At 43.4% G+C, this 20,742-nt stretch carries 21 protein-coding genes and 1 tRNA gene; 8 read left to right on the top strand and 14 right to left on the bottom strand.

Features of this window, described 5'->3' with window-relative positions:
* Nucleotides 1–12: 12 nt before the first annotated feature.
* From HB679_RS14635 to HB679_RS14625, 3 genes are all read right to left on the bottom strand, one after another.
* Nucleotides 13–1,101, bottom strand: coding sequence for an aldo/keto reductase (locus tag HB679_RS14635; protein WP_214072745.1), 1,089 nt, complete (start codon nucleotides 1,099–1,101; stop codon nucleotides 13–15).
* Between the two features lie 97 nt (nucleotides 1,102–1,198).
* Nucleotides 1,199–2,722 (bottom strand): FAD-dependent monooxygenase, encoded by a 1,524-nt coding sequence (locus tag HB679_RS14630; protein WP_214072744.1) that lies wholly within the window; start codon nucleotides 2,720–2,722, stop codon nucleotides 1,199–1,201.
* A 41-nt stretch (nucleotides 2,723–2,763) separates the two neighbouring features.
* Nucleotides 2,764–3,582 (bottom strand): helix-turn-helix domain-containing protein, encoded by an 819-nt coding sequence (locus HB679_RS14625; RefSeq protein WP_214072743.1) that lies wholly within the window; start codon nucleotides 3,580–3,582, stop codon nucleotides 2,764–2,766.
* A gap of 102 nt (nucleotides 3,583–3,684) precedes the next feature.
* Here HB679_RS14625 and HB679_RS14620 point away from each other — a divergent pair, with 102 nt between their 5' ends.
* Genes HB679_RS14620 through HB679_RS14610 form a run of 3 tightly spaced genes read left to right on the top strand, consistent with a single transcriptional unit; the run spans nucleotide 3,685 to nucleotide 6,240 of the window.
* Entirely contained in the window at nucleotides 3,685–4,713 is a 1,029-nt protein-coding gene (locus HB679_RS14620; RefSeq protein ID WP_214072742.1) for a hypothetical protein, read from the top strand.
* Nucleotides 4,714–4,726: 13 nt separating this feature from the next.
* Nucleotides 4,727–5,287, top strand: coding sequence for an RNA polymerase sigma-70 factor (locus HB679_RS14615; RefSeq protein WP_214072741.1), 561 nt, complete (start codon nucleotides 4,727–4,729; stop codon nucleotides 5,285–5,287).
* On the top strand, nucleotides 5,284–6,240 hold the full coding sequence (locus tag HB679_RS14610) for a FecR domain-containing protein (RefSeq protein WP_214072740.1): 957 nt from the start codon (nucleotides 5,284–5,286) through the stop codon (nucleotides 6,238–6,240). Before HB679_RS14615 ends, HB679_RS14610 begins: the two co-directional genes overlap by 4 nt.
* On the opposite strand, the gene HB679_RS14605 is transcribed toward HB679_RS14610, so the two are convergent.
* From HB679_RS14605 to HB679_RS14585, 5 genes are all read right to left on the bottom strand, one after another.
* On the bottom strand, nucleotides 6,230–7,852 hold the full coding sequence (locus HB679_RS14605; protein ID WP_214072739.1) for a hypothetical protein: 1,623 nt from the start codon (nucleotides 7,850–7,852) through the stop codon (nucleotides 6,230–6,232). The two genes, HB679_RS14610 and HB679_RS14605, sit on opposite strands and share 11 nt — an antisense overlap.
* A 110-nt stretch (nucleotides 7,853–7,962) precedes the next feature.
* Nucleotides 7,963–8,940, bottom strand: coding sequence for a hypothetical protein (locus HB679_RS14600; protein ID WP_214072738.1), 978 nt, complete (start codon nucleotides 8,938–8,940; stop codon nucleotides 7,963–7,965).
* A gap of 259 nt (nucleotides 8,941–9,199) precedes the next feature.
* A complete protein-coding gene (locus tag HB679_RS14595; RefSeq protein WP_214072737.1) occupies nucleotides 9,200–10,411 on the bottom strand; it encodes an outer membrane beta-barrel protein in 1,212 nt (403 codons plus the stop codon).
* Nucleotides 10,401–10,979, bottom strand: coding sequence for an RNA polymerase sigma factor (locus HB679_RS14590; protein WP_214072736.1), 579 nt, complete (start codon nucleotides 10,977–10,979; stop codon nucleotides 10,401–10,403). Before HB679_RS14590 ends, HB679_RS14595 begins: the two co-directional genes overlap by 11 nt.
* Nucleotides 10,980–11,098: 119 nt before the next feature.
* Nucleotides 11,099–11,782 carry a DUF4397 domain-containing protein gene (locus tag HB679_RS14585; RefSeq protein WP_214072735.1) on the bottom strand — a complete coding sequence of 228 codons (684 nt, stop codon included), beginning with the start codon at nucleotides 11,780–11,782 and terminating at the stop codon, nucleotides 11,099–11,101.
* A 194-nt stretch (nucleotides 11,783–11,976) separates the two neighbouring features.
* Between HB679_RS14585 and map the strand changes: the two genes are divergently transcribed.
* A complete protein-coding gene (gene map, locus HB679_RS14580; protein WP_214072734.1) occupies nucleotides 11,977–12,741 on the top strand; it encodes a type I methionyl aminopeptidase in 765 nt (254 codons plus the stop codon).
* A gap of 7 nt (nucleotides 12,742–12,748) precedes the next feature.
* Here map and HB679_RS14575 read toward each other — a convergent pair whose 3' ends face one another.
* A complete protein-coding gene (locus HB679_RS14575; RefSeq protein ID WP_214072733.1) occupies nucleotides 12,749–13,231 on the bottom strand; it encodes a GNAT family N-acetyltransferase in 483 nt (160 codons plus the stop codon).
* 89 nt (nucleotides 13,232–13,320) lie between these two features.
* Here HB679_RS14575 and HB679_RS14570 point away from each other — a divergent pair, with 89 nt between their 5' ends.
* Nucleotides 13,321–13,824 (top strand): DUF6265 family protein, encoded by a 504-nt coding sequence (locus HB679_RS14570; RefSeq protein ID WP_214072732.1) that lies wholly within the window; start codon nucleotides 13,321–13,323, stop codon nucleotides 13,822–13,824.
* Between the two features lie 112 nt (nucleotides 13,825–13,936).
* Here HB679_RS14570 and HB679_RS14565 read toward each other — a convergent pair whose 3' ends face one another.
* The 5 genes from HB679_RS14565 to HB679_RS14545 all read right to left on the bottom strand — a co-directional run bounded on the left by HB679_RS14565 (nucleotide 13,937) and on the right by HB679_RS14545 (nucleotide 16,848).
* Nucleotides 13,937–14,629: an alpha/beta fold hydrolase gene (locus HB679_RS14565; RefSeq protein ID WP_214072731.1), complete on the bottom strand. Its 693-nt coding sequence runs from the start codon at nucleotides 14,627–14,629 to the stop codon at nucleotides 13,937–13,939.
* A gap of 21 nt (nucleotides 14,630–14,650) precedes the next feature.
* Nucleotides 14,651–15,493, bottom strand: coding sequence for an alpha/beta hydrolase (locus tag HB679_RS14560; protein WP_214072730.1), 843 nt, complete (start codon nucleotides 15,491–15,493; stop codon nucleotides 14,651–14,653).
* A 103-nt stretch (nucleotides 15,494–15,596) separates the two neighbouring features.
* A complete protein-coding gene (locus HB679_RS14555) occupies nucleotides 15,597–16,178 on the bottom strand; it encodes a cyclic nucleotide-binding domain-containing protein (protein ID WP_214072729.1) in 582 nt (193 codons plus the stop codon).
* A gap of 290 nt (nucleotides 16,179–16,468) precedes the next feature.
* Nucleotides 16,469–16,726, bottom strand: a complete 258-nt coding sequence (locus HB679_RS14550) for a GIY-YIG nuclease family protein (protein ID WP_214072728.1) — start codon at nucleotides 16,724–16,726, stop codon at nucleotides 16,469–16,471.
* Nucleotides 16,727–16,774: 48 nt separating this feature from the next.
* Nucleotides 16,775–16,848, bottom strand: a tRNA-Met gene (locus HB679_RS14545).
* A gap of 266 nt (nucleotides 16,849–17,114) precedes the next feature.
* Between HB679_RS14545 and HB679_RS14540 the strand changes: the two genes are divergently transcribed.
* From HB679_RS14540 to HB679_RS14530, 3 genes are read left to right on the top strand one after another with little or no spacing between them, the layout of a single operon-like run.
* On the top strand, nucleotides 17,115–17,495 hold the full coding sequence (locus HB679_RS14540; protein WP_214072727.1) for an START-like domain-containing protein: 381 nt from the start codon (nucleotides 17,115–17,117) through the stop codon (nucleotides 17,493–17,495).
* Nucleotides 17,496–17,524: 29 nt separating this feature from the next.
* A complete protein-coding gene (locus HB679_RS14535; RefSeq protein WP_214072726.1) occupies nucleotides 17,525–18,961 on the top strand; it encodes an LptF/LptG family permease in 1,437 nt (478 codons plus the stop codon).
* Nucleotides 18,962–18,972: 11 nt separating this feature from the next.
* Nucleotides 18,973–20,655, top strand: coding sequence for a glycosyltransferase family 39 protein (locus HB679_RS14530; RefSeq protein ID WP_214072725.1), 1,683 nt, complete (start codon nucleotides 18,973–18,975; stop codon nucleotides 20,653–20,655).
* The last annotated feature ends 87 nt before the right edge of the window (nucleotides 20,656–20,742 follow it).

Here is a 20,742-nt window from a genome sequence, read left to right as displayed (position 1 = left end):
TACGGGATAAAATCAATACTTACCGGGCTGCATATCAGCTAACATTGGTATTGCCGCCGGTTTAAAGCCGTTGATCTCGATATCACCATGCTGCAGCATCGGGATCATGTCTTTATACTCCTGAAGGAAAGTAGCCGGGGGTACCGATACTTTGTCAAGCGAAGCCGTTTCTTCGGCCGACAAATGAATATCTGTAGCGGCAATATTAGCGTTTAACTGTTCTACAGTGCGCACGCCGATAATGGTAGATGTAACGCCTGGTTTATTGTTCACCCATGACAGCGCTATTGCTGCAGGTGTAGTTTCATGGATCTTAGCTATGCGGTCCAGTTCGTCAATAACGGCCCATTGTTTTTCGGTCAAATCCGCACCCCCATTTCGGGTGGCAAAACGGCCATCTGCTTTTCCCTGATTGGCACGGTTGTATTTGCCGGACAGCAGTCCTCCCTTTAAAGGTGACCATGGTGTAATGCCCAAACCCAGCTCCAACGCCATTGGCACCAACTCATCCTCTACAGTACGCTGTAACAACGAGTATTCAATTTGTAAACCGATGAACTGTGTCCAGTCTTTAAACCAGGCGGCAGTTTGCGCCTGTGCTACTTTCCAGGCCGGGGCATCGCTCACACCGATGTAGCGTATTTTGCCGCTTTTAACAGCGTTATCCAACGAGCGCATGGTTTCTTCCATCGGGGTAGAAAAATCCCAGGAATGAATCCAGTATAAATCGATATAATCCGTCTTTAGCCTGCGCAGTGAATGTTCCAGATTAGTCATTAACGAGCGATTACCGGTACCGCCCGTATTTGGATTGCCCGGGAAGACATTGTTGGCAAACTTAGTGGCAATTACCGTTTGTGTACGTACCGATGAATTTGCACCAACAACATCGCCAATAATTTTTTCTGAATGATTATTGGTATAAATGTTGGCAGTATCGATGAAGTTGCCGCCTTTTTCCAGGTAGGTGTTGATCATCCTGGTGGTATCGTCCACATTGGCGCCCCAGCCCCAGTCCTCGCCAAAGGTCATTGCCCCTAAACACAGCGGACTAACTTTTAATCCTGATTTTCCTAATGTTCTGAATGATTGTAATGACATAGTAGATTTGTTTTATTTGACATTACAAAATTACCCCATATCATTAGCCGCTACTTTGTTTTAAAGGCCGATTTTACTTTGTTTTACGGGCCATAAGTTATGAAACAAACCACTTTTGTACCGCCTGTTGCAGTTCAACGAGGTCCAGCTCATTGTCAGCAGCCCAGGCAACAATTCCATCAGGGCGGATTAACACAGCGCTTAAACCTAATTGTTCTCTCGCTGGCCCTGAAATATATTTGATTTGATTAAGATATTGATTTGCTAAAGATTGGATGGCATCATCGGCAGTAAAATCAAGCAATATGCCTTTGCCATTATGCATCAGATCAGCAATAGTTTTAACATCTTCCAACTCAAAATTAGGTGTGCTTCGGCCCACCAAAGGATGATCACTCCCCAGGTCATATTTAGTATTAATGCCCCAAACCCGTGCGGCAAAATAGGAAGCACCGTCACTTGTTTCCATCAAATCGCTGATGATAGCATGCAGTGCGCGGGACTCTGGCTTTGGCCCCATAATGCCAACCTGCGCACGCGACCAGTTCAATACTTGTTCACCAACGGGATATCGCTCGGTATAATAGGTGTCCAGTAAATCTTTTGGCGCTTTTTGATGGATGGTTGCGGCGAGTTTCCAACCCAGGTTCATGGCGTCGCCTAATCCAAGGTTAAGTCCCTGTCCGCCTAATGGTGCATGGATATGTGCGGCATCGCCGGCTAAAAGTACCCGTCCGTTGCGGTAGGTTGTGGCTTGCCTTGCCCGATCTGTCCAGGTGGTAGTAATATGCAAGGTATTTATGGTAACATCAGTACCAGAGACACGGCGCAATACCTCTTGCACGTGCTCAATTGTAATGGGTTTATCTGAACCGTGGAAGGCCCCACCGTCAAAATCCTGGATCACTACATACCCCGGCTGCGATTGCATGTACATGCCTTTGGAAGTTACAATACGACCTTGACCCAATTTTTCCGGGTCGGCAATATCAATTTGAGTAGTGTAGCCAGTAAATTCGGGTTCGGTACCGGCAAATTCAAAGCCGCCTAGCTTACGGACTATACTGCGTGCCCCGTCGCACCCTACCAACCATTTGGCCTCGAAAGATTGATCGGCGGATTGGATGGTTACCAGATTCTCTGTCTGCTGAAAATTGTTGATTGCAAATCCGCGCTTAATCTCTACGCCCAACGCCTCTGCACGGTGGGCAAAAATAATTTCAAGCTCCGCCATTTCAGAAATCAAACTGGGTTCGGTCGAACTCGGCAGGCGGTATTTCCATTGCGATGCATCAACATTACCCTCGCGAAATGGAATACCGGCAAAATGCCCAATTTGCCTACGGCCACCTTGCTCGGCCTTTTGATGCGGATTTTTAACGCGTTTATGCACTTCAAGTTCTTGCAGCAAATTGCGGCGGTCAAGTGCTTCAATGGTAGGGGCGGACAGCCCCCGGATGCCGAAAGGTAATTTCTTTAATGATGAATGTGGATCGGCAGTCTTTTCCAGGATGAGGACAGAGCATTTGGCCAGGGCCAGTTCGCAAGCCAGGAATAGGCCCACTGGCCCTGCGCCTGCTATAATTACATCGTATGTATTATGATTTTGTGTAGTTTTCATCGTTTATGATTTGATACACAAAGGTCCGTAAAGCTTATACCTTAGGATTGTACAAATGCGACAAAATGGTCGCCGACGACTAGCTTGCCTTTTCGGGCGTTACGGGCGAAAGCTGCCGGGGTAGTACCGCTGTATCGCTTAAATTCCCGGCTTAAGTGCGATTGATCTGTATACCCAAACTCATGCGCCATGGCGGCAAGATTGATATCCGGCGAATGCCACAATTGATTACGTACCTGCTCAAAACGCATCAGGCCAGACACGTCTTTAACGGTATAGCCCGAAGATTGCTTGAACTTCCTTTCCAGTGTACGCACCGTGGCGTGAGCGGCTTCTGCCACTTGCCCAACCGGTAGGGTGCCTTTGGTTTTATTCATTGCGACGCCTGCCTTAAACAACAGACTATCCATAGCGACGTGCGACCGTACATTTAGAAAATATTGTTTTAATTGATCCAGCGCTTCGGCTATCGCGCCGGCTTTGACTAATTTATCTAATGTGGGTTGAAGCCGCGCGATAGGATGTTCAAAGATCCGCACGCCATCTTTGCCGGATTTCAGCCCGAGCAGATCGAATACTGTCCATGGAAAGCAGCGGATCGCAATAATTTCCAAACGGCGATCTGTATGGAACCTGGCCGGCTGATTAAGCAACCCCATCATAAACGGCGAGGGTAATGGCTGCAAACCGTCGTCGCCAGAAATATGAAGGGTATTGCCGAAGTAAAAGATAATTTCGGCATAACCATCGGGTTGTACCTCAAAACTCGATTCCGTTCCGTCCGGATCTCTTACGTTATGCCAAAAACATTTGATGGTATCGCCTAACTCGTCAGGAGGTGCAAATTCTTGATGCTGCATTTTTAAAGATAGCAGGTAATAAAGGTCTTTTTAAAAAATCTTTAAATTACAGTCAGGGTAGCCGCTGGTTAGTGTGTCTTAGCTTTAATTAATTCAAAAAGCATGAAAAGGCACATCTTAATTTTAACAGCTACCCTAAGCATGGGCATTAGCGCTTTTGCTCAGCAATCGACAGAAAGAAGAATAAATATTGGCTTGGTGCCGCCGTTAAGCAGCAATGGGGCAGTCGCTTCAAAATACACTAATTCATTTTCGCTAAACGCGATAGCAGGTTTGTCAGCCGGTGAGACAGGCTTTGCATTGGCAGGCTTCGGCAATTTTGTACGCAACAATGCCGATGGTGTATTGATAGCAGGATTTATGAATACATCTGGCATTGGGCATGGGTTTGAGCTTGCGGGTTTCGGTAACTTTGTCAAAAACAGCAGCGCTACGCAAATAGCTGGTTTTATCAATGTTGGCGGTAATGCATCGGGATTTCAGCTAGCGGGGTTTACTAATGTTGCCAAAGCTGTTAACGGTGTGCAGGTAAGCGGATTTGGCAACAAAGCCGACAATGTGCACGGCACCCAAATCGGTGGATTTTTTAATAAAGCTAAAACTGTACATGGTACCCAAATTGCAGGTTTTATTAATATCGCCGATACGGCAGATTGCCAGATAGGCCTGGTCAACCTATCTAAAAATGGTGAGGTTAGTTTGGGTTTTGTTGTCGATGAAAATCGTACAGCATTGTTGAGTCTGCGCTCGGGTGGTAAATTGATCTACGGCATTATTGGCATGGGCTATAATTTGGCCGATATAAAGAATGAATATGCTTATGAAGCAGGCTTTGGCGTGCATTTGCTTAACCTGGAACCATTCCGTTTAAACGCCGAACTCACCAATACGGCTTTATTAAACTTTAAGGGGTCGGATTATTACAAAGCAGCGTTTGCGGTGCTGCCATCTATAAAATTGGGCAAAAATGTCGACTTATTTGCCGGGCCGTCATTTGCTTTTGTGCAAAGCAACTCGAATGAAGACATAATGCGGCAAAAACATTATATATCATCGTGGGGTGGCAGAAAAGATTATGATTTTCGCGGATTTTACATCGGTTATGATGCAGGCATCGCCTTCCGATTATAATTATATTTGGCCAATGCAAATAGGGAGTTCATCCATTACCGAGACGGAATTTGAGGCTTTATTTAAGGCGCACTTCAGAGAATTGCATGCATACGCCTACTCGTTAGTGAACGACTGGGATAATGCCGAAGAGTTGGTGCAAAACCTTTTCTTGAAGTTGTGGGAGCGAAACGACTGGGCCGCTATACACACCTCTGTCAAGTCGTATTTGTATAAATCGGTGTACCATGAGAGCCTTAATTTAATACGGCGTGAAAAAGTTCATTTACGTTACCAAACGCTAACTAAGCCAGCTATGGAAAATAATACCGGCGACGCTGCCGAAAATTTAAAACTGCGCGAGGTAGAAAAGCACCTGGCAAACGCATTAAACAAGTTGCCTGAAAAATGCCGAGCTGTATTTCATCTAAGCAGGTTTGAAGAACTGAAGTATCAACAAATAGCAGATCAGCTTAATATATCAATCAAAACGGTAGAAACGCATATGGTAAAGGCGCTAAAAATACTAAGAAAAGAAATGGCTGAATTTTTACCCGCAATGGTTTTGTTATTACTTAACCTGTTAAAAAAATGAAAGAGGATATCAAAGAAGATCTGTTGATCAGGTATATTCTGGACGAAGCGGACGCTCACGAACGCAGGCAGGTTGAAACCTGGCTGGAAGGCGGCGATGCTCCTATTAAACGGTTTGAACAAACCCTGTTCCTGTTAAATAAGAGCAGAGAATTGGCTAAAGTTAGTCCGCTGACGGAAGAGGAGGCTTGGGAAAGTTTCAAAGTCAGGAGAGCTAATGCGGAATCTGTGCCTGTTAGAAAGTTAAACCCATCTTTCCGGTGGCTGCAGGCTGCCGCGGCTGTACTCATAATAGCTGCTGGTTCATGGGCTGCCTGGTTTTACCTGCATACGCAACCTAATCAATGGTCTACCTTAACGGCCTATGAAAAGGCGGTAAGCGATACCTTGCCTGATGGCTCGATTATCCGCTTAAATAAACATTCCGGCATCAGTTATTCAGGACGGACTGTCCGCCTTAAAGGCGAGGCTTTTTTTAAGGTAGTGCATAACACAGATAAGCCTTTTGTAGTGCATACCGGTGATATTACCATTACAGATATCGGCACGGCATTTAACGTAAAATCTGAGGCCGGCACAATAGAAGTTATTGTAGAGAGTGGAATAGTAAGGGTGAGTAAGAAAACAAATGCTGTGATATTAAAGGAAAAGGAGATGGTGCTGGCACAACCCGGAAATGATACTTTAAAATCTGAAACTAATCCTGATCTGTTATACCAATATTATCGTACCGATGAGTTTGTGGCTGATCATACACCGCTCGGTCGCCTGGTAAAGGTTTTGAATGAAGCTTATGGAAGTAATATCCAATTAAAAGGAAGCGATTTGGCTGAGCTACCTATCACCGGTACTTATAAAAGAGAATCGCTGGATAAAGTATTGCAAGTCCTGTTGCTTACCACACCAGAAATTCACCGGATAAATAAGGGTACCCAAATCATACTTACCAGGTAAGTTGCAAGCCCCCGGTTACGCCGGCGTATACATTATTGATATCGGTTTTGCCGATAAATGTATGCACCGGCCAGCCGTGAAGATCTAAGGGATTGCTGGCCGGATAAGAAGCAGTACTAATTTCGGGGCCGGCGAACAACTGTATTCGCTTGCTCAACTTTAAACCGGCCAACAACCTGAACGAACTAATTTGGTCGGGATCTTTTTTGAAATCGGCCAGGGCTGCATAAGCATATTCTCCATCCAATGTAAATTGATGTTGATTGATCAGATGCGCGCCAAACCCAATATCAAAAGCACACCGGTTGGGTTCACCGGGGTTATAACCGGCACCAATTAAGCTATAAAGCACCCTGCCGCCTGAACGATAGTCAACATGGATATACTGTGTTTCGTCATAACTAACAGACAGGCTTTTGCGCCCGTTTTTGATGAAATTGATCAAGGCTACCGGGTAATCACTACTATCGGCAACGTTAAAAAGACCGGCCAGCTGCACACCTTTTACTTTTTTTGCGACGTTGAGTAATCCAGCGACCTGCAGCCCATTAACATCTCCTGTCGAATTGGCCAGACCAGCCACCTGGAAACCGCTAACTTTACCTGATATCTGATTATACAAACCAGCTACATGGAAACCTTTGGCCTGGCCAATGACCTGGTTATATACACCGCCCACCTGGACACCATGCATATTGCCACCAACAAGGTTAAATAGTCCTGCTGCCTGAAAAGAGCTAACATCCCAGCGATTAACATTAAACAGGCCTGCCACTTCAGTGCCCTGCACACCTGCAGTATAGCCGCCCAGCACGTTTAGCGAGAAATGATCAACCACCTGGCCACTGTACATGCCATGCGAGCTTAAACCCGGCGTTAGCGATACCTGGTACGGGCTAAATGCAAAAAAGCCACCCAGGTTCATGCTTTGGATCTGTTGTTTCGAGCCGATAAAAAACCTGGCAAAGCCCCGGCCCAATTTGTTAACTGCCTGGTCGGGGTAATATTTATAATATCTTTTTTTCTTTTTGGAGTTGACTTTTACTTCCTGCAAAAAATATAGGCTGGTGTCCCGATAATTTTCTTTACTAGCAGTTAATAAAATGGGGCCGTTTTGATTTTTGAGCGATAATTCAAACCTGCCCTGATCGTCTGTTAATGTAGAAACCAGCTGATCTTTCTCATAAATGCTTACTTGCCTGAGCGGGCGCAAACCTGCGGCATTAATCACCTGGCCCCGAATAGTTACTTCCTGATCCTTTACCTGATCTACCGCGGCATTTAATACCATTTTGTTGGGTGCATGGCGCAATACGATGTAGCCGGGCACTTCTTTAAATTCATAATCGGGACCCAGCGTATAGGACAAAAACGAATAGATGGTACCGTTAAAAGCCGTTATGGAAATAAGGCTATCCGCAGGAATAGTTTGATTATTATAAGCAAAGGTAAACTGTGCATTATTAGAGATCTTTTTTAGCACGGCGCCAATGCGCTGATGTTCAATGCGGCCAATGGTTACTTGCCCCGTCAGGTAATTTTGAGCACTAACTCGGGTAGAAAGAATGATGAAGGAAAGGCAAAAAAAGAATATTCGTAATCTTATTATCATAGGTAAACTATTATCCGGCAATAAGACACTTTGATTAACCTTTACCCTTAGTTGTTACGAAATAAATGATCTGAAGCTTTAATTGCCTGTTTCCGGAGTAAACGCTTCGCTCACTCATTTTTTAAATTATATTCATCGTTAATTAATTGCAGCAGTGCGGTGGCTTGGTTTTTTGCTTTATTAAGGATAGTTACGTATCCCCAATTTCGCGCATTATAATTTACAGCTGCATTGGCAAGCCGGTTACGCATTACCGGGTCTTTAACAATTAACCGCATGTCATACGTGCCGGTACTACCCAATGAATCGTTCGATATATCGGCCAGCAGATTTCTGTTAACCACCTTATTAAAATCGGTTTCATCACACATCTGGTCTTCCAACGCAAATACATTATTAGCAGCAGCATATACATAAAAAACATCCTGTTTGTATTCGCCCTCAACAAAGGTTTCGTACTGTATAGTTTTTTCGGCTATACTCTTGTTGCCAATCAGTCTTAAATTTCCTGAGGTTTTTAATTGTTGAATAATGGCAAGTTCTGGCGTATAAGCCACCACAATTTCATTGATAGGAGTATTCCATTTGCCGGAAAATAAATAATTGTATTGTTCAGGATAATGTGCGGCTGTAAATAAAGAATCCAGATATGGCCTGAGTTTGAGCGTTTCTTTTAACGCCACGTTGTAATGAAGTGTATCATTCTTCAACTCGGCAGCTAATGCCGACATGTACTCCTTTTCTTTCGACTTTTCGGATATATGCTCCCTTAAACTCTCCGCAAAAAAGCCCAATGTTACCGCCAGGAATATCATCAGAAACTCTAAAAAATATTCTCTAAGGTGCTTCTTTTTGTGGTGAAGATCGGGATGATGATGTACTTCCATGGTTTGGGTGGGCGGTTGTTTTATTTCAGAATTTGAATCAACCTCGTTGTGTATTTCGCCGTTTTCGTTTACAGAACTGATTATCTGAGGTGTTGGCGTAAGGTTTTCATCGGGTGAATTGATTTTTGCTTTTGATTTTCTGCGTGTCACTTTGGGGCCAATAACACCTTTCGGTTTTTCGCTTTTAGTACTATCGTCCATTTGTTAAGCCTCCAAAAAATTGATAAGAAATGAGAATACTGATAAACAATGGGCAACTATCATATAATTTAATTAAAAGTACCCGTGGTTAAGCAGTTTACTTAAACAGAAAACAGCTTGAGTGTTGATACTCAGTCGCATTGAAGATACAATACAAAATCAAATCCAACAAAAAAGTCTTCAGGCTTGCGACTAAAGACTTCAACTTAATGTGCGTAAAAGAAATCAATGTAAGGCTGTTGAGCTTAAGAATACCGATCTAAAAACCAAAGCTTAACCTAAAGCCACCTTGAGTAAAGCGGACATTCTGCGAAGATACCGGGTTAAAAGGGACTTTGAGAAATGGCCCAAAGTCGATCAGGTTTTTACCCACAGATTGTTTCTTTCCTATTGTGAATGTATAAAACCCTAAATAACGGGACAATTGTTCAGTGCTTTGTTCTGTGCTTTTAATATTCACCACTTGCAGCGTTTGTTGAACTATACCAGCGCTGGTAAATTGCGGGACGGTTTGAGTGTTCTGTACCAGGTAATTATTTGATAATTGATTGCTCAGCACGGCTATGGCAGATACCCCCGCATTTAAGTAAAATCCATTTTTTACCCGGTAGCTTAAGGTTAACGGAATCTCGATACCCGTCACGTCCAGGTCACTGCTTTGCAGTTGTTTCAGGCCGCTTTCGCTGCCCGGCGTTGTTTCTGCATGGAGCGACGCGAAGCTTAGGCCGCTGCCAAGCGACAGATGCTCATTGAATGGATAGGCAACCTCCAGCCCTGCACCAATACTCATTTTTTTATTCCCTACTGCCGGGTGCACGGCCACAGCATAAAGCAGGCTGGTTCCGGACTTTTTAATACTTTCCGTCGGACGCTTCACCAGGCTGTCATATAAAGGATGACTGTTTGCAGGGATTTTTTTTATCGGCATATCTGCTAATACAGGTTTGTCTGCCTGTTTTTTATTAAGCTGGCTGCTGTCTGTCGCAAAATTATTTCCGCCGTTGTTGCGGTTACCCAATGCTAAACTATTTGTTGGTGAAGGCGTTGTTCCAACGTTTGTTGCGATTTCATTTTTAGGCGTAAGCAAAGACTTGCCCCTCGGTACATCCTTACGACCAACATAACCCCCAACAGACTGATGGTTGTTGCTATTAACAGCTATAGCCTGGCGGCTTTCCGTGTCAGGATCAGCAACAGCAGGTGGAGTTGCAGCACCATGATTAAGCGTTTTATCCGCTGGTATGCGCTTTACATAGTTGGGTTTGGTTTGCTTGGCTACATGGTCTGAAAACCATAAGCATCCCAACATTAACAAGAAAACTGCCGCTATGCCGGCATAGCGCCATAAAACAATAAGGTCGTCTGTACGCTTACGCTCCCGGCAAAACTCCTCCCATGCGCCCTCATCGTACGGCTGGTGCCTATCGGCAAGCGTTTCTTTAATCTGGCCAAAAAAATCTTTATTTTTCATAGCTAACTTTCATCATTTGTTGATAATTGGCCATCAGCCTGATTTTTGCACGGGTAAGATATACCCGGCTGGTAGAAGCCGGAAACTGCAGTTTTTGGGCAATCTCTTCGTGATTGAATCCTTCTATTTCATATAAATTGAAAATAATTCTTTGGAGCGGCGGCAAAGTATCCAGCAGTGCAATCACTTCCTGATAAGCCAACCGGTCAGAGATTTCAATAGTCAAATCGCCTAGCTGCTCCTCGCTCATATCATCTACATAATATAATTTCTTCTGACTGCGGAGATGATCAATCGCGATATTGGCGGTGATTTTACCAATCCAGCCTTTAAAGGCTTTCTCCAGTTCGGCCGGCTGTCCGTCAAAACGAAAACGGTCTAACTTTTTAAAAATACGCAGGAACGATGCATTAACAAGCTGGCGGATCTCGTCGCGCCCGCTGACATAGCGAAAAGCCACGCCCGCCAGGTAACCGTAATACGATTTGTATAACAACTCCTCGTATTTACGGTTACCCCGAACGCACTCTTCAATCAGTTGATGTATTTTTAGTTCCTGTTTTCCCACGTGTTTTTAGAAGCAGTGCAAAGATAAATCAAACTGCCGTTTTAATTAATTTTGCCGAGTGGGATAAATCGCCGCCGCTTTACCCAAAGCATTAATAAGGTATGTAAGCATTACGCAGATTAATAATTTTCAATAACAGCGCCCCCTAGTACGTTTGAGCCGGTAGCGGTGTAAAGGCCTTTTGCCCAGATGGTATAACTGTGACCTGAATTAAGCGTGCCTGCCGGCATGTCTACTTTTACCGCAGTTGCACCATGTTCTCTGATTACAAAATGATAAGATTGGCCGCCATTAACCGTAATGTAAGCGCTATTTTGTTTGTAAGTACGGCCGCTCACTAATGTGCTGCCGTCAGCCAAGCCAAGATCAAGCGAAGGTGCATCCACGCTCATATTAACGAAACGGATATTTGCCTTACCTGTACCGGGATTAACTAAACTGTCTTGTAATAAAACAAATTCGGCACTTTGAAATTTTCCGGCAAGAAATAGCGAGTAAAATTTACCCTGATCCAAAGCTATGGTACCCGAAAGCTTTTTGATTTGCCCGGCGTAGGCAGTCACTTGCCGGCTGCCTGAATAGGCGTTAACATAACCGGTATGGTCGCTAAAGTGCAGCGAATCGCCATTAACCCGGTTTTGATCCAGGTAAACAATTAAGCCCGGCGCGTCGGCAGAGGCTCCGATAATAGACACTGCAGATACCGCCGGCACCGGCCCGTTATCATTTTTTGAGCATCCCGCTGCCATTAATAAAATCGTAGCGGCAGATAAAATCACCTGCCATGGTTTTAAATGTTTCATGTTTTTCATTTTTAATGATAAATATGGCTGGCCAGCCCGTTTTAATCATGAAACGAGTGGTCTGGAGTTTTCGCTACACCTGCCGTTAAATTTTTTTGAAATGGACGATGGACGCGGCAGTTTTGAAAAACTGACGTTTAAGAAACGATGCCCCAGGTATTAATCGTTAATTTTGCAGCGTTAAAAATGATACCATGTCTATAACCACCGAAGACGAAAGAATTGGAATGCAGCAAGCCAGCGACGCTGTTGCCATTACGCTTAAAAAGATGCGTGAATTTGCCAAACCCGGCATCTCAACCAAAGAACTTGACGAGTATGGCGGCGAATTGCTGGTACAAATGGGTGCGCATTCTGCGCCTAAATTAACCTATGATTTCCCCGGTTATACTTGTATCAGTATTAATGAAGAAGCTGCGCATGGGATACCATCGGCAGATAAAATTCTGAAAGAAGGCGACCTGGTAAATATCGACGTATCGGCAGAATTAAACGGATATTGGGCCGACAATGGCGGCTCGTTTGTATTAGGCGACGATATCCATGGCCATGGCAAACTGGTAGAAGCATCGAAAGAGATTTTGAGGAAGGCGATCAGCAACATTAAAGGCGGTGTCAGGATCTCAGAGATAGGCAGATTGATTGAGACAGAGGCCAAAAAAGCAGGCTATACGGTGATAAAAAACCTGACCGGACATGGCGTTGGCCGCAGCCTGCACGAAGAGCCACATGAGATAGCCAATTACAGCGACAGATTTAACACCACGCGTTTCAAAAAGAATTCGGTGGTAGCGATAGAGACATTCATTTCAACACGCTCGACAATTGCCGAAACACAGGCCGATGGCTGGACACTAAGCGGTAACAAAGGTGGTTTTGTTGCGCAGCACGAACACACCATTATGGTAACCGGCGGCGAACCGGTGATATTCACGGCGCAGAATGGTATCTGGGATTGATTAAGGCTTAGTCAAGCCGGTAAATAAATTCCTCTATTTCTGCCTGCCTTGCAGTGGCGAAACCTTTATCGGTGCCGATTTTTATGAACCCGTATTTTTCTAAAACCCTTTGCGAACCATAATTGTCAAAAGCTACCCGGCCGAATAATGGTCTGGTAGTTTCAATGTCCAAAAACGCTGTTAAGGCCGCCGATGCGACTCCTTGTCCCCAGAATTTCTTGTCTATCCAATAAGTAATTTCTGCATCACCGTACATCACAAACTTTGCTATGCTGCCGGCAATCGCATTGTCAACCAATATGGTTCTTGAAGTTATAGTAGGATCTTTTAAGAACCTGGTATGCTTAGCGAGGTAGGCTTCTTCATCATCACAGTTTTCAGGCATAAAAGCTGCCAGATATTGGCCCTCTTTATCCAATTGAAATTGAAAAAGCGAGTTTAAATCTGTCGCTAAAGTCTGTCTTAGGTTTATTTTGTTATGCGTTGTCACTTGTCAAAATAGTTGGATTACTAATTTACAAAAACATCCAGATAACTTGCAAAATCCATATCTTTAAGTTCCTGAATTATACCAACGTTATGAAAGCCATTTACTTTACCCTTCTATTTGTGGGTGCTTTGTTGCCTGCTACCATTTTTGCTCAGGCTCCCATTAAAAACGGCTCATTTGCCGACATTAGCTTTATTGAGGGCCACTGGAAAGCGAAAGCAGACGACGGGCGCGGCATAGAGGCTGTTTGGCTGGGCACCAACGGTAACAATATGCTGGGCTTCATGCGCATGATGAACGGCGATAAAGCCGATTTGTACGAAATGTTAGCCTACGAGCAAACCGACCAGGGCCTGGTATCCCTGGTAAAGCATTTTAAACCGGGCCTGATAGGCCTGGAAGAAAAAGATAGCCCAAACCGCTACGTTTTTGTAGAAGCCAGCAAGGACCGCGCAATATTTCAAAGCACAGCCGGCGATTTACGCATCCTTTATGAAAAACGTTCTCCCACTCAGTTTGCCATAGCTCGCGCCAGCAAAGAAAATGATCAATGGGTTTTTAAGGATTTATTTGTGTTTAATAAGGTGAAATGAAGAAATAATCACGTTAGGTGAAAAAGTAAAGGAGATCTAGAAATTTTGCCTGCCACCAAAATTAAAAAGCTGATTTCGATTTTCGCGATGTCTTATTGTAAGCAGTCGTTTTTTAGGTCTGACTATATTTATCTTCCAGTCTGTATAAAATATCAACCAATTTATCCGGACGTTCTTTCATCACATTGTGCCCGCAATGTATTGTTTCGACATGCCAATCAGGAGAATTTTTTAAGTTCTCATATTGTTTGACAAAGGGAGACTGTTCCCAACCACTGAGATAAATAAATGTACGGTTAAGAATTCGTTTATAATTTCCATTCAAGTTTAAGCTTTGCATGAATGTTGCCAGTGGATGCGGTCTTCTTCGATTGTCTAACCCGGGCCGGTCTGCGACGGTGAAACCATCGTTGCCGGCCCCGGCTACAAAACGTTGCCGGTATACTTCACTCGTCAAACTCCAGCAAGAATCACCATCTTTGGGAATGTAGGCATCAATGTAAACAAGTGCATGTATCCTTTCCGGAATTTTATCTGCAACACCTGTGATAACCAGTCCGGCATAGCTATGGCCACATAAGATCACATCAGTGAGGTTTTCTTTTAAGAAGACATCTATGACGAACTGGATATGCGTATCTAAATTTATAATCCTGTTTGGTATCCCGGATTGTGTTTCAAGGCCCGGTAAAGTTAATGAGACACATTTTTTTCCTAGCCGTTCCAGGTTTTCAGTTATCGGGTCATAAACCCAGCCACCGTGCCATCCGCCCGGAATAAGCACATAGGTTTTTTCATTTTTCATAAGAGTTTGCTGCTTCTGGTTCTAAATATCCAGGCCTGAGGTAGATGAATATAAAGTCGTTAAAAAAGTCTCAATTTCCTTTAATGCCTTTTGCGACGCCTCACTATGCACATTAGCTAACGGCCACACATGGACCTGGTTCTTGTAAATACTTAACTTGCTATTGGTTTGTTTGTCTTTAATATTGAGATAAAAGTTTTTGCTGTCGTCTAATAATATTTCATTGGTGCCAACCATAATCAATACAGGTGGAAATTGATTCAAATTAATGTACTCCGGGCTGGATGTTTCAAGAGATGTATCGCCAGTATAAAGTTTGGCATTTGCCAACAGATATTCACGTGAAAGGATGGGGTCTATTGTCCTGTTTTCTTCCATAGAAGGATTGTCACACGAAAGATAAATCCAGGGGGAAATCATCACAACACCCTGGGGCAGCTGAATATTTTGATCCTGCATTTTTCCTATGGCAGATACGGTCAGGGCCGCACCCGCACTATCGCCCATAAAAACTATTTCGTAATCTGGAAAGTCGGAAAGCAATCTTTCATACACCCCCAAAACATCATTTAGACCATGCGGGTATGGATGTTCCGGTGCCAACGCATATTCAACAAACAATATGCGGGTTTGTAATTGTGCGCAAAAGTGACTGATCATGCTCTCGTGCGATTTAATGGAACCCACCACAAAAACGCCGCCATGAAGGTGGACTATTATTTTTTTAGATACCTCATTTTTGGGTACAAACCAATAACAACTTATACCATTCATTAAAACAGGTTCTACTTCAACAGAAGTGTTTTTAGCATAGTTTTGACCCAGGCCGTTAAAGAAATCTCTTCGCTTTTGTATCTCGTTCATTTTTTTATTATTAATTTATGACGAGACAAAGATGGTCGCTAATAGCTGAAACAGCACATAAGGTAATTTAAGAAATACCCTTAAGGTAAATTAAGGGTAATGCCTATTTTTTGAGGAGATCTTTACGAACTTTACTCAAAAATTCAGGAGTAATCCCTAAGTATGAGGCAATTTGTGTGTTTGGAAGCCTTGACAGCAAGTGTGGGTATTGCTTAATGAAAGTAAGGTAGCGCTCCTCGGCGGTTGAACTGATCGCCTGTAAAACCCTGTTCTCTGTTTCAACTAAACGGTTTTCTACAATAACCCTGAAATTTCTGTCAAACTTAGGGTTATTGGTAAACAGGTGATAAAGATCAGGCCGGGAGATTTGGAATATAACAGATGGTTCTATGGCTTCAATATAAACACGGCTTGGCTTTTCGAAGTAAAAGCTAGCGATCTCCATAATCCAGTCGCCCTCGGCAGCAAACTGCAGGTTATGTTCTGTGCCCCTGTCATCCACCTGGAACTTTTTGAAACAACCTTCGGCCACAAAGGTATAATGCTTGCAAACATCATTTTCCTGTAATATGAATTGTCTCCGCTTAATCTTTCGTTGGATAACCCGCCCCGCCAAATCATGCTTTTCCGCTAAATTAAGTGGCAGATAATTATCGAAATTTGAAAATAGTTTGTCTATAATCACAGGCTTTTATGCAATATTGTTGTGGCCAATATAATGAAAAATTAAGGCCTTAAACCGACTAAATGTGTTTGCGAATTCAGAACTAACAATCCCTGTCAGTCCGGATGTTCCATCCCGGATTATATAAGTATAACAGATTTGCAATCTGCGGACAAAAACAAAAAGGCCTTGGCTATGTGGATATAACAAGAAAAGCCACTCGAAAGAGTGGCTTTCTGCCAATGTAGTGGGGAGCAGGATCGAACTGCCGTCCGCCTTAAGGCGGATATGAATACTACGCTCTAACCACCTCAGTTACCAAATTTTTCGTGCATAATAGCCCAGGCAAGCTTTCGACCCTGTGTGCTTTTCAAATAGTTCTCTCTTTTTATTGCATTTGTTTTGAATTCAAAATCTTCGGTATGCGCAATGAGCCATGGCCGATATCTGATAGTGTGACCTTTTGTAGCCAGTTCGTTATGCGACAGCATACGATTGTCTAGATCAGAACTATAGCCGATATAGATTTTATCGAACGTAGGAGAATATAGTATGTACACTTTATACATACTCAAATATAACAAGAAAAGCCACCCAAAGGTGGCTTCTTGCCAATGTAGCGGGGAGCAGGATCGAACTGCCGACCTTAGGGTTATGAATCCTACGCTCTAACCATCTGAGCTACCCCGCCGTTTATGTTTTTCAGAAATTGCTTCTGAATATGGTTCAATTTAAGAACTGCCGTCCACCTTTAGGTGGATATGAATCCTACGCTCTAACCATCTGAGCTACCCCGCCGTTTATTTTCTTACGTTATTATCAGGCTTCAAAGCTAAATGGTTGATTGCTTAGCGCTTGATAATAGCGGTCCCTAAAAAAGGTTTGCAAATATAGGATTAATTCGTTTCCTTTAGAAAAAATGTTAATATTGTGGCTTAAGCCTGAATTATAAACCCTATGTCTGAGAAGAAAAAGTTTACTATTGAGTATGAAATAAAATCGTCGCCACGTATATTATATACTTTCTTAAATGAGCCTAACGGCCTGTCGCAGTGGTTTGCCGATGATGTAAACGTCAGAGATCAGATCTATACCTTTACCTGGGATGGCGAACAACAGGTAGCCAAATTAGTCAACGCAAAAGAAAATAAATTAGTGCGGTTTAAATGGGTTGATGACGAGCCGCAATGCTATTTCGAGATGGAAATACTGCAGGATGAGCTTACCAACGACGTGGCCCTGGGCATTACCGACTTTGCAACCGAAGACGCTATTGGCGAGCGGAGGTTGATATGGGACAACCAAATCAGATACCTTATTAGCGTGATTGGCGCATAAAGCGTGATTTTTTTCGTTAGTTTTGTAACGTGAAAAAACTGCACCTTTTACTGCTCAGAGCTTTCATACGCCCATTCCTGGTCACTTTCGTGATTGTGATGTTTGTGTTGCTGATGCTATTTCTATGGAAATACATTGACGACCTGATAGGTAAAGGCTTTGAGTGGTATGTGATTGCCGAACTGATGGTGTACGCATCAGCCACGAATGTGGCTATGGCGCTGCCGCTGTCGGTACTGCTATCATCCATCATGACTTATGGCAGCCTGGGCGAAAACTATGAACTGGTGGCCATTAAATCGGCAGGGATATCTTTAACCCGTGCCGTGGCGCCCATGTTTGTGGTGGTGATGCTGTTGAGTGTCGGCGCCTTCTTCTTTTCTGACTATATGCTGCCCCGGGCCTATCTAAAATACTATTCTTTATTGTATGATGCGCGTCAGCAAAAGTCGGCTAACTTTTTGCCGGAGGGGGTGTTCAGCAATAGCTTCCCTGATTATACTATACGCGTTGACAAGAAAGATGAAGACGGACAGACATTGCATGGCCTTACTGTTTACGCCAAACCTTTAGCGAATGATCCGGGTTATGTGTTGAAGGCAAAAACGGGCCGTATGTACCGCTCGAATGATAACCGTTACCTGGTTATTGAGATGCAAGACGGTGTACGATATGCAGAATCGCCCGGCGGCTCGGCGTTTAATCCTAATCCGCATCAAATCCTTACCCGGTTTCGCTTTAAATCGCAACAAACCAAACTCGATTTAAAAGGCCTGGCCTTTAACCGTACAGACGAGAATAGCTTTAGTCGTGCTTTCCCCATGATGAACCGCAGGCAGCTAAAAGATTATATGAAAGCTACCAGTAAATCTATTGATAGCGCAGACAATGTTAACCTGCCCTTGGTAACCAATTTTATCAAATACTATTCTGTTCCTAAAAAATCAGACAATTTTAAGACCTATCAAAAATATAATACCAGTGTTATGAACTATGGCGATAACATGGCCAAGTCTAACTACATCACCAATGCCTTAAGCGAAGCGCGTTCTGTTCACGACATGATGAGGAGCCGCTCTGACGGTATGGATCAGATGGTGAAAAACTTTAGGAGCGCGTATGCACAGTACCAGGTTAAATTTACCTTATCAGTGTCTTGTATCGCGTTGTTTTTGATTGGCGCACCAATGGGTGCCATCATCCGCAAAGGTGGTTTGGGTTTGCCGGTGGTGATATCAGTGGTCTTTTTCCTGATCTTTTATATTGTTAAAACTATAGGTGAAAAAGCTGCGCACGAGGGCAGCATGTCGGGCATTGTGGGGGCGTGGATCTCTATCTTTGTGATTACGCCTATCGGGATATTTTTGTCCTATAAAGCTGCAACCGACTCGGCTCTGTTTGATATGGAAATATATCGTCGTTTTTTTGAGGGCCTGATCAAACGGTTTAAAAAGCAGAAAGCTTAACCCTAGCAACCATGCCTGCCAAGCAACTTACCCGGCCATTTTTGGAAAGAAAATTTTTATGGCTCGCCGGTTTTGTGCTGTTGATAAACCTGGTGCAGGCTTATGGCACAACATTATTAAATGACGAATCTTACTATTGGGTTTATGCTAAATACCTGAGTTGGGGATATTTTGATCATCCGCCGATGATTGCTCTGCTGATTAGAATTGGCGCATCTGTATTAGGCGGTGAAATTGGTGTACGCTTGCTGCCCTTGCTATTAGGCAGCGGTACCTTTTACCTCATCTGCAAACTCATAGCCGGCGAAACCGAAGGCGAGCTTAATTTGAAATTGCTGGCGCTGCTGCTGCTATCGTCGCTGTTTCTTAACCTGTACTCCTTTCTCGCTATTCCCGATACCCCCTTACTTTTTTTTGCGACCCTGTTTCTATATATATACCGCAACTATTTAAATAAGGATAGTTTTATTAACGCTGCTGTTTTAGGTGTCGTGGCTGCGTTGTTACTGTATTCAAAATATCACGGTATACTGGTAATAGGCCTTACACTGATATCTAACCCGGGGCTGTTTAAAAGGCGATCATTCTACGTTACCACGCTGGTAGCTTTAGTACTTTATGCGCCTCATATTTACTGGCAAATTCAGCATGATTTCCCTACTATCCGTTTTCAGTTCGGCGGCAGATCCGGTAGTATTGGTATTCGACATACGCTTAGTTACCTGGGCGAGCAGGCTGCAGTGACAGGCCCGGTAATATTGTTGCTGTTCAGCATCCTGTATCGACCGAAAGATCAGTTTCAAAAAACTTTAAAGTACATCGTGGTCGGGATATTTATTTTCTTCCTGGCATCATCTTTAAAAGCCATGGTCAATGTGCATTGGACAGCCGTTGCCTGGCCACCGATGCTTTGCCTGGCTTATTTATATATTGAAAAGCTAAAAGCCGGTACCCGGTTTACTTATGGCCTGCTAATATTTAACCTGCTGGTGGTACTTGTAATGCGCTTAAACTTTGGTTTCAATTGGTTTGGGGTTTCTAACTTCAATGATAAAAATCCCCGGTTGATGGCGTCAACTTTAAAAGCTCATACGGCCGGCCATCCGTTGGTTTTTGATAACACGTATAATGAGCCGTCTTACTTCAGTTTTTATACGGGTCAGGATGCCTTTGCCGTGAACGACATTTGGTACAAAAAAACCCAGTATAACTATCTGCCACAATTAGAGCAGCGCTTCCAGGATAAAGCAGTTGCCTACGTTTCTGACAAAGCAGTCGACAGTACCAGCCGCCAGATCATCATCCCCCACGGGAAAAAATATTATATAACTTTTATTAACCATTTTGCGTCTTTTAATAGCATTAATGTTGTTTTTTTAAGCCCGATAAACAATTTAGAAGCTAATTATGAGTCGACGTTTCAGATTGCTATCAATGGCGTAACACCTGCGCTAATGAGTCAGCTTAAATCCGAATCGGCTTATTTGGTTTTAAGTTTTACCAATAATCAAACGCAGGCAACCAGTTATTACAAATATCCGCTGCCGGCTGTTATTGTCAATAACCAGCCTTTTAAGATCAACTTTAAAGCCCCTGCGCGGGCTGGCGATTATCATTACCAATTTGCTGTTGTAGCTAAGCAGCAAATAGGCATTGGCTATAACAGTAATGTCTATAATTGCCGCGTTAATTAAACATTACACAGCAAAGACCAGAATATTTTTGCGATGAGTTAACTTTGTTACTAAAAGCTACGTTATATCAATAATAAGCTACCAAAA

This window comes from Mucilaginibacter sp. dw_454 (assembly GCF_018449775.1).
In the GTDB taxonomy this organism is placed as follows: Bacteria; Bacteroidota; Bacteroidia; order Sphingobacteriales; family Sphingobacteriaceae; genus Mucilaginibacter.
The sequence above is the reverse complement of the archived record's forward strand: the minus strand, read 5'-3'. Positions and strand labels throughout refer to the sequence as shown.

Bases quoted from the DNA above. Each gene is read 5' to 3' on its own strand.
- HB679_RS14605 (WP_214072739.1), bottom strand. From the start codon at position 7,852: ATGATAATAAGATTACGAATATTCTTTTTTTGCCTTTCCTTCATCATT.
- HB679_RS14620 (WP_214072742.1), top strand. From the start codon at position 3,685: ATGAAAAGGCACATCTTAATTTTAACAGCTACCCTAAGCATGGGCATT.
- HB679_RS14625 (WP_214072743.1), bottom strand. From the start codon at position 3,582: ATGCAGCATCAAGAATTTGCACCTCCTGACGAGTTAGGCGATACCATC.
- HB679_RS14570 (WP_214072732.1), top strand. From the start codon at position 13,321: ATGAAAGCCATTTACTTTACCCTTCTATTTGTGGGTGCTTTGTTGCCT.
- HB679_RS14540 (WP_214072727.1), top strand. From the start codon at position 17,115: ATGTCTGAGAAGAAAAAGTTTACTATTGAGTATGAAATAAAATCGTCG.
- HB679_RS14610 (WP_214072740.1), top strand. From the start codon at position 5,284: ATGAAAGAGGATATCAAAGAAGATCTGTTGATCAGGTATATTCTGGAC.
- HB679_RS14585 (WP_214072735.1), bottom strand. From the start codon at position 11,782: ATGAAACATTTAAAACCATGGCAGGTGATTTTATCTGCCGCTACGATT.
- HB679_RS14530 (WP_214072725.1), top strand. From the start codon at position 18,973: ATGCCTGCCAAGCAACTTACCCGGCCATTTTTGGAAAGAAAATTTTTA.
- HB679_RS14630 (WP_214072744.1), bottom strand. From the start codon at position 2,722: ATGAAAACTACACAAAATCATAATACATACGATGTAATTATAGCAGGC.
- HB679_RS14560 (WP_214072730.1), bottom strand. From the start codon at position 15,493: ATGAACGAGATACAAAAGCGAAGAGATTTCTTTAACGGCCTGGGTCAA.
- HB679_RS14595 (WP_214072737.1), bottom strand. From the start codon at position 10,411: ATGAAAAATAAAGATTTTTTTGGCCAGATTAAAGAAACGCTTGCCGAT.
- HB679_RS14550 (WP_214072728.1), bottom strand. From the start codon at position 16,726: ATGTATAAAGTGTACATACTATATTCTCCTACGTTCGATAAAATCTAT.
- HB679_RS14635 (WP_214072745.1), bottom strand. From the start codon at position 1,101: ATGTCATTACAATCATTCAGAACATTAGGAAAATCAGGATTAAAAGTT.
- map (WP_214072734.1), top strand. From the start codon at position 11,977: ATGTCTATAACCACCGAAGACGAAAGAATTGGAATGCAGCAAGCCAGC.
- HB679_RS14600 (WP_214072738.1), bottom strand. From the start codon at position 8,940: ATGGACGATAGTACTAAAAGCGAAAAACCGAAAGGTGTTATTGGCCCC.
- HB679_RS14615 (WP_214072741.1), top strand. From the start codon at position 4,727: ATGCAAATAGGGAGTTCATCCATTACCGAGACGGAATTTGAGGCTTTA.
- HB679_RS14565 (WP_214072731.1), bottom strand. From the start codon at position 14,629: ATGAAAAATGAAAAAACCTATGTGCTTATTCCGGGCGGATGGCACGGT.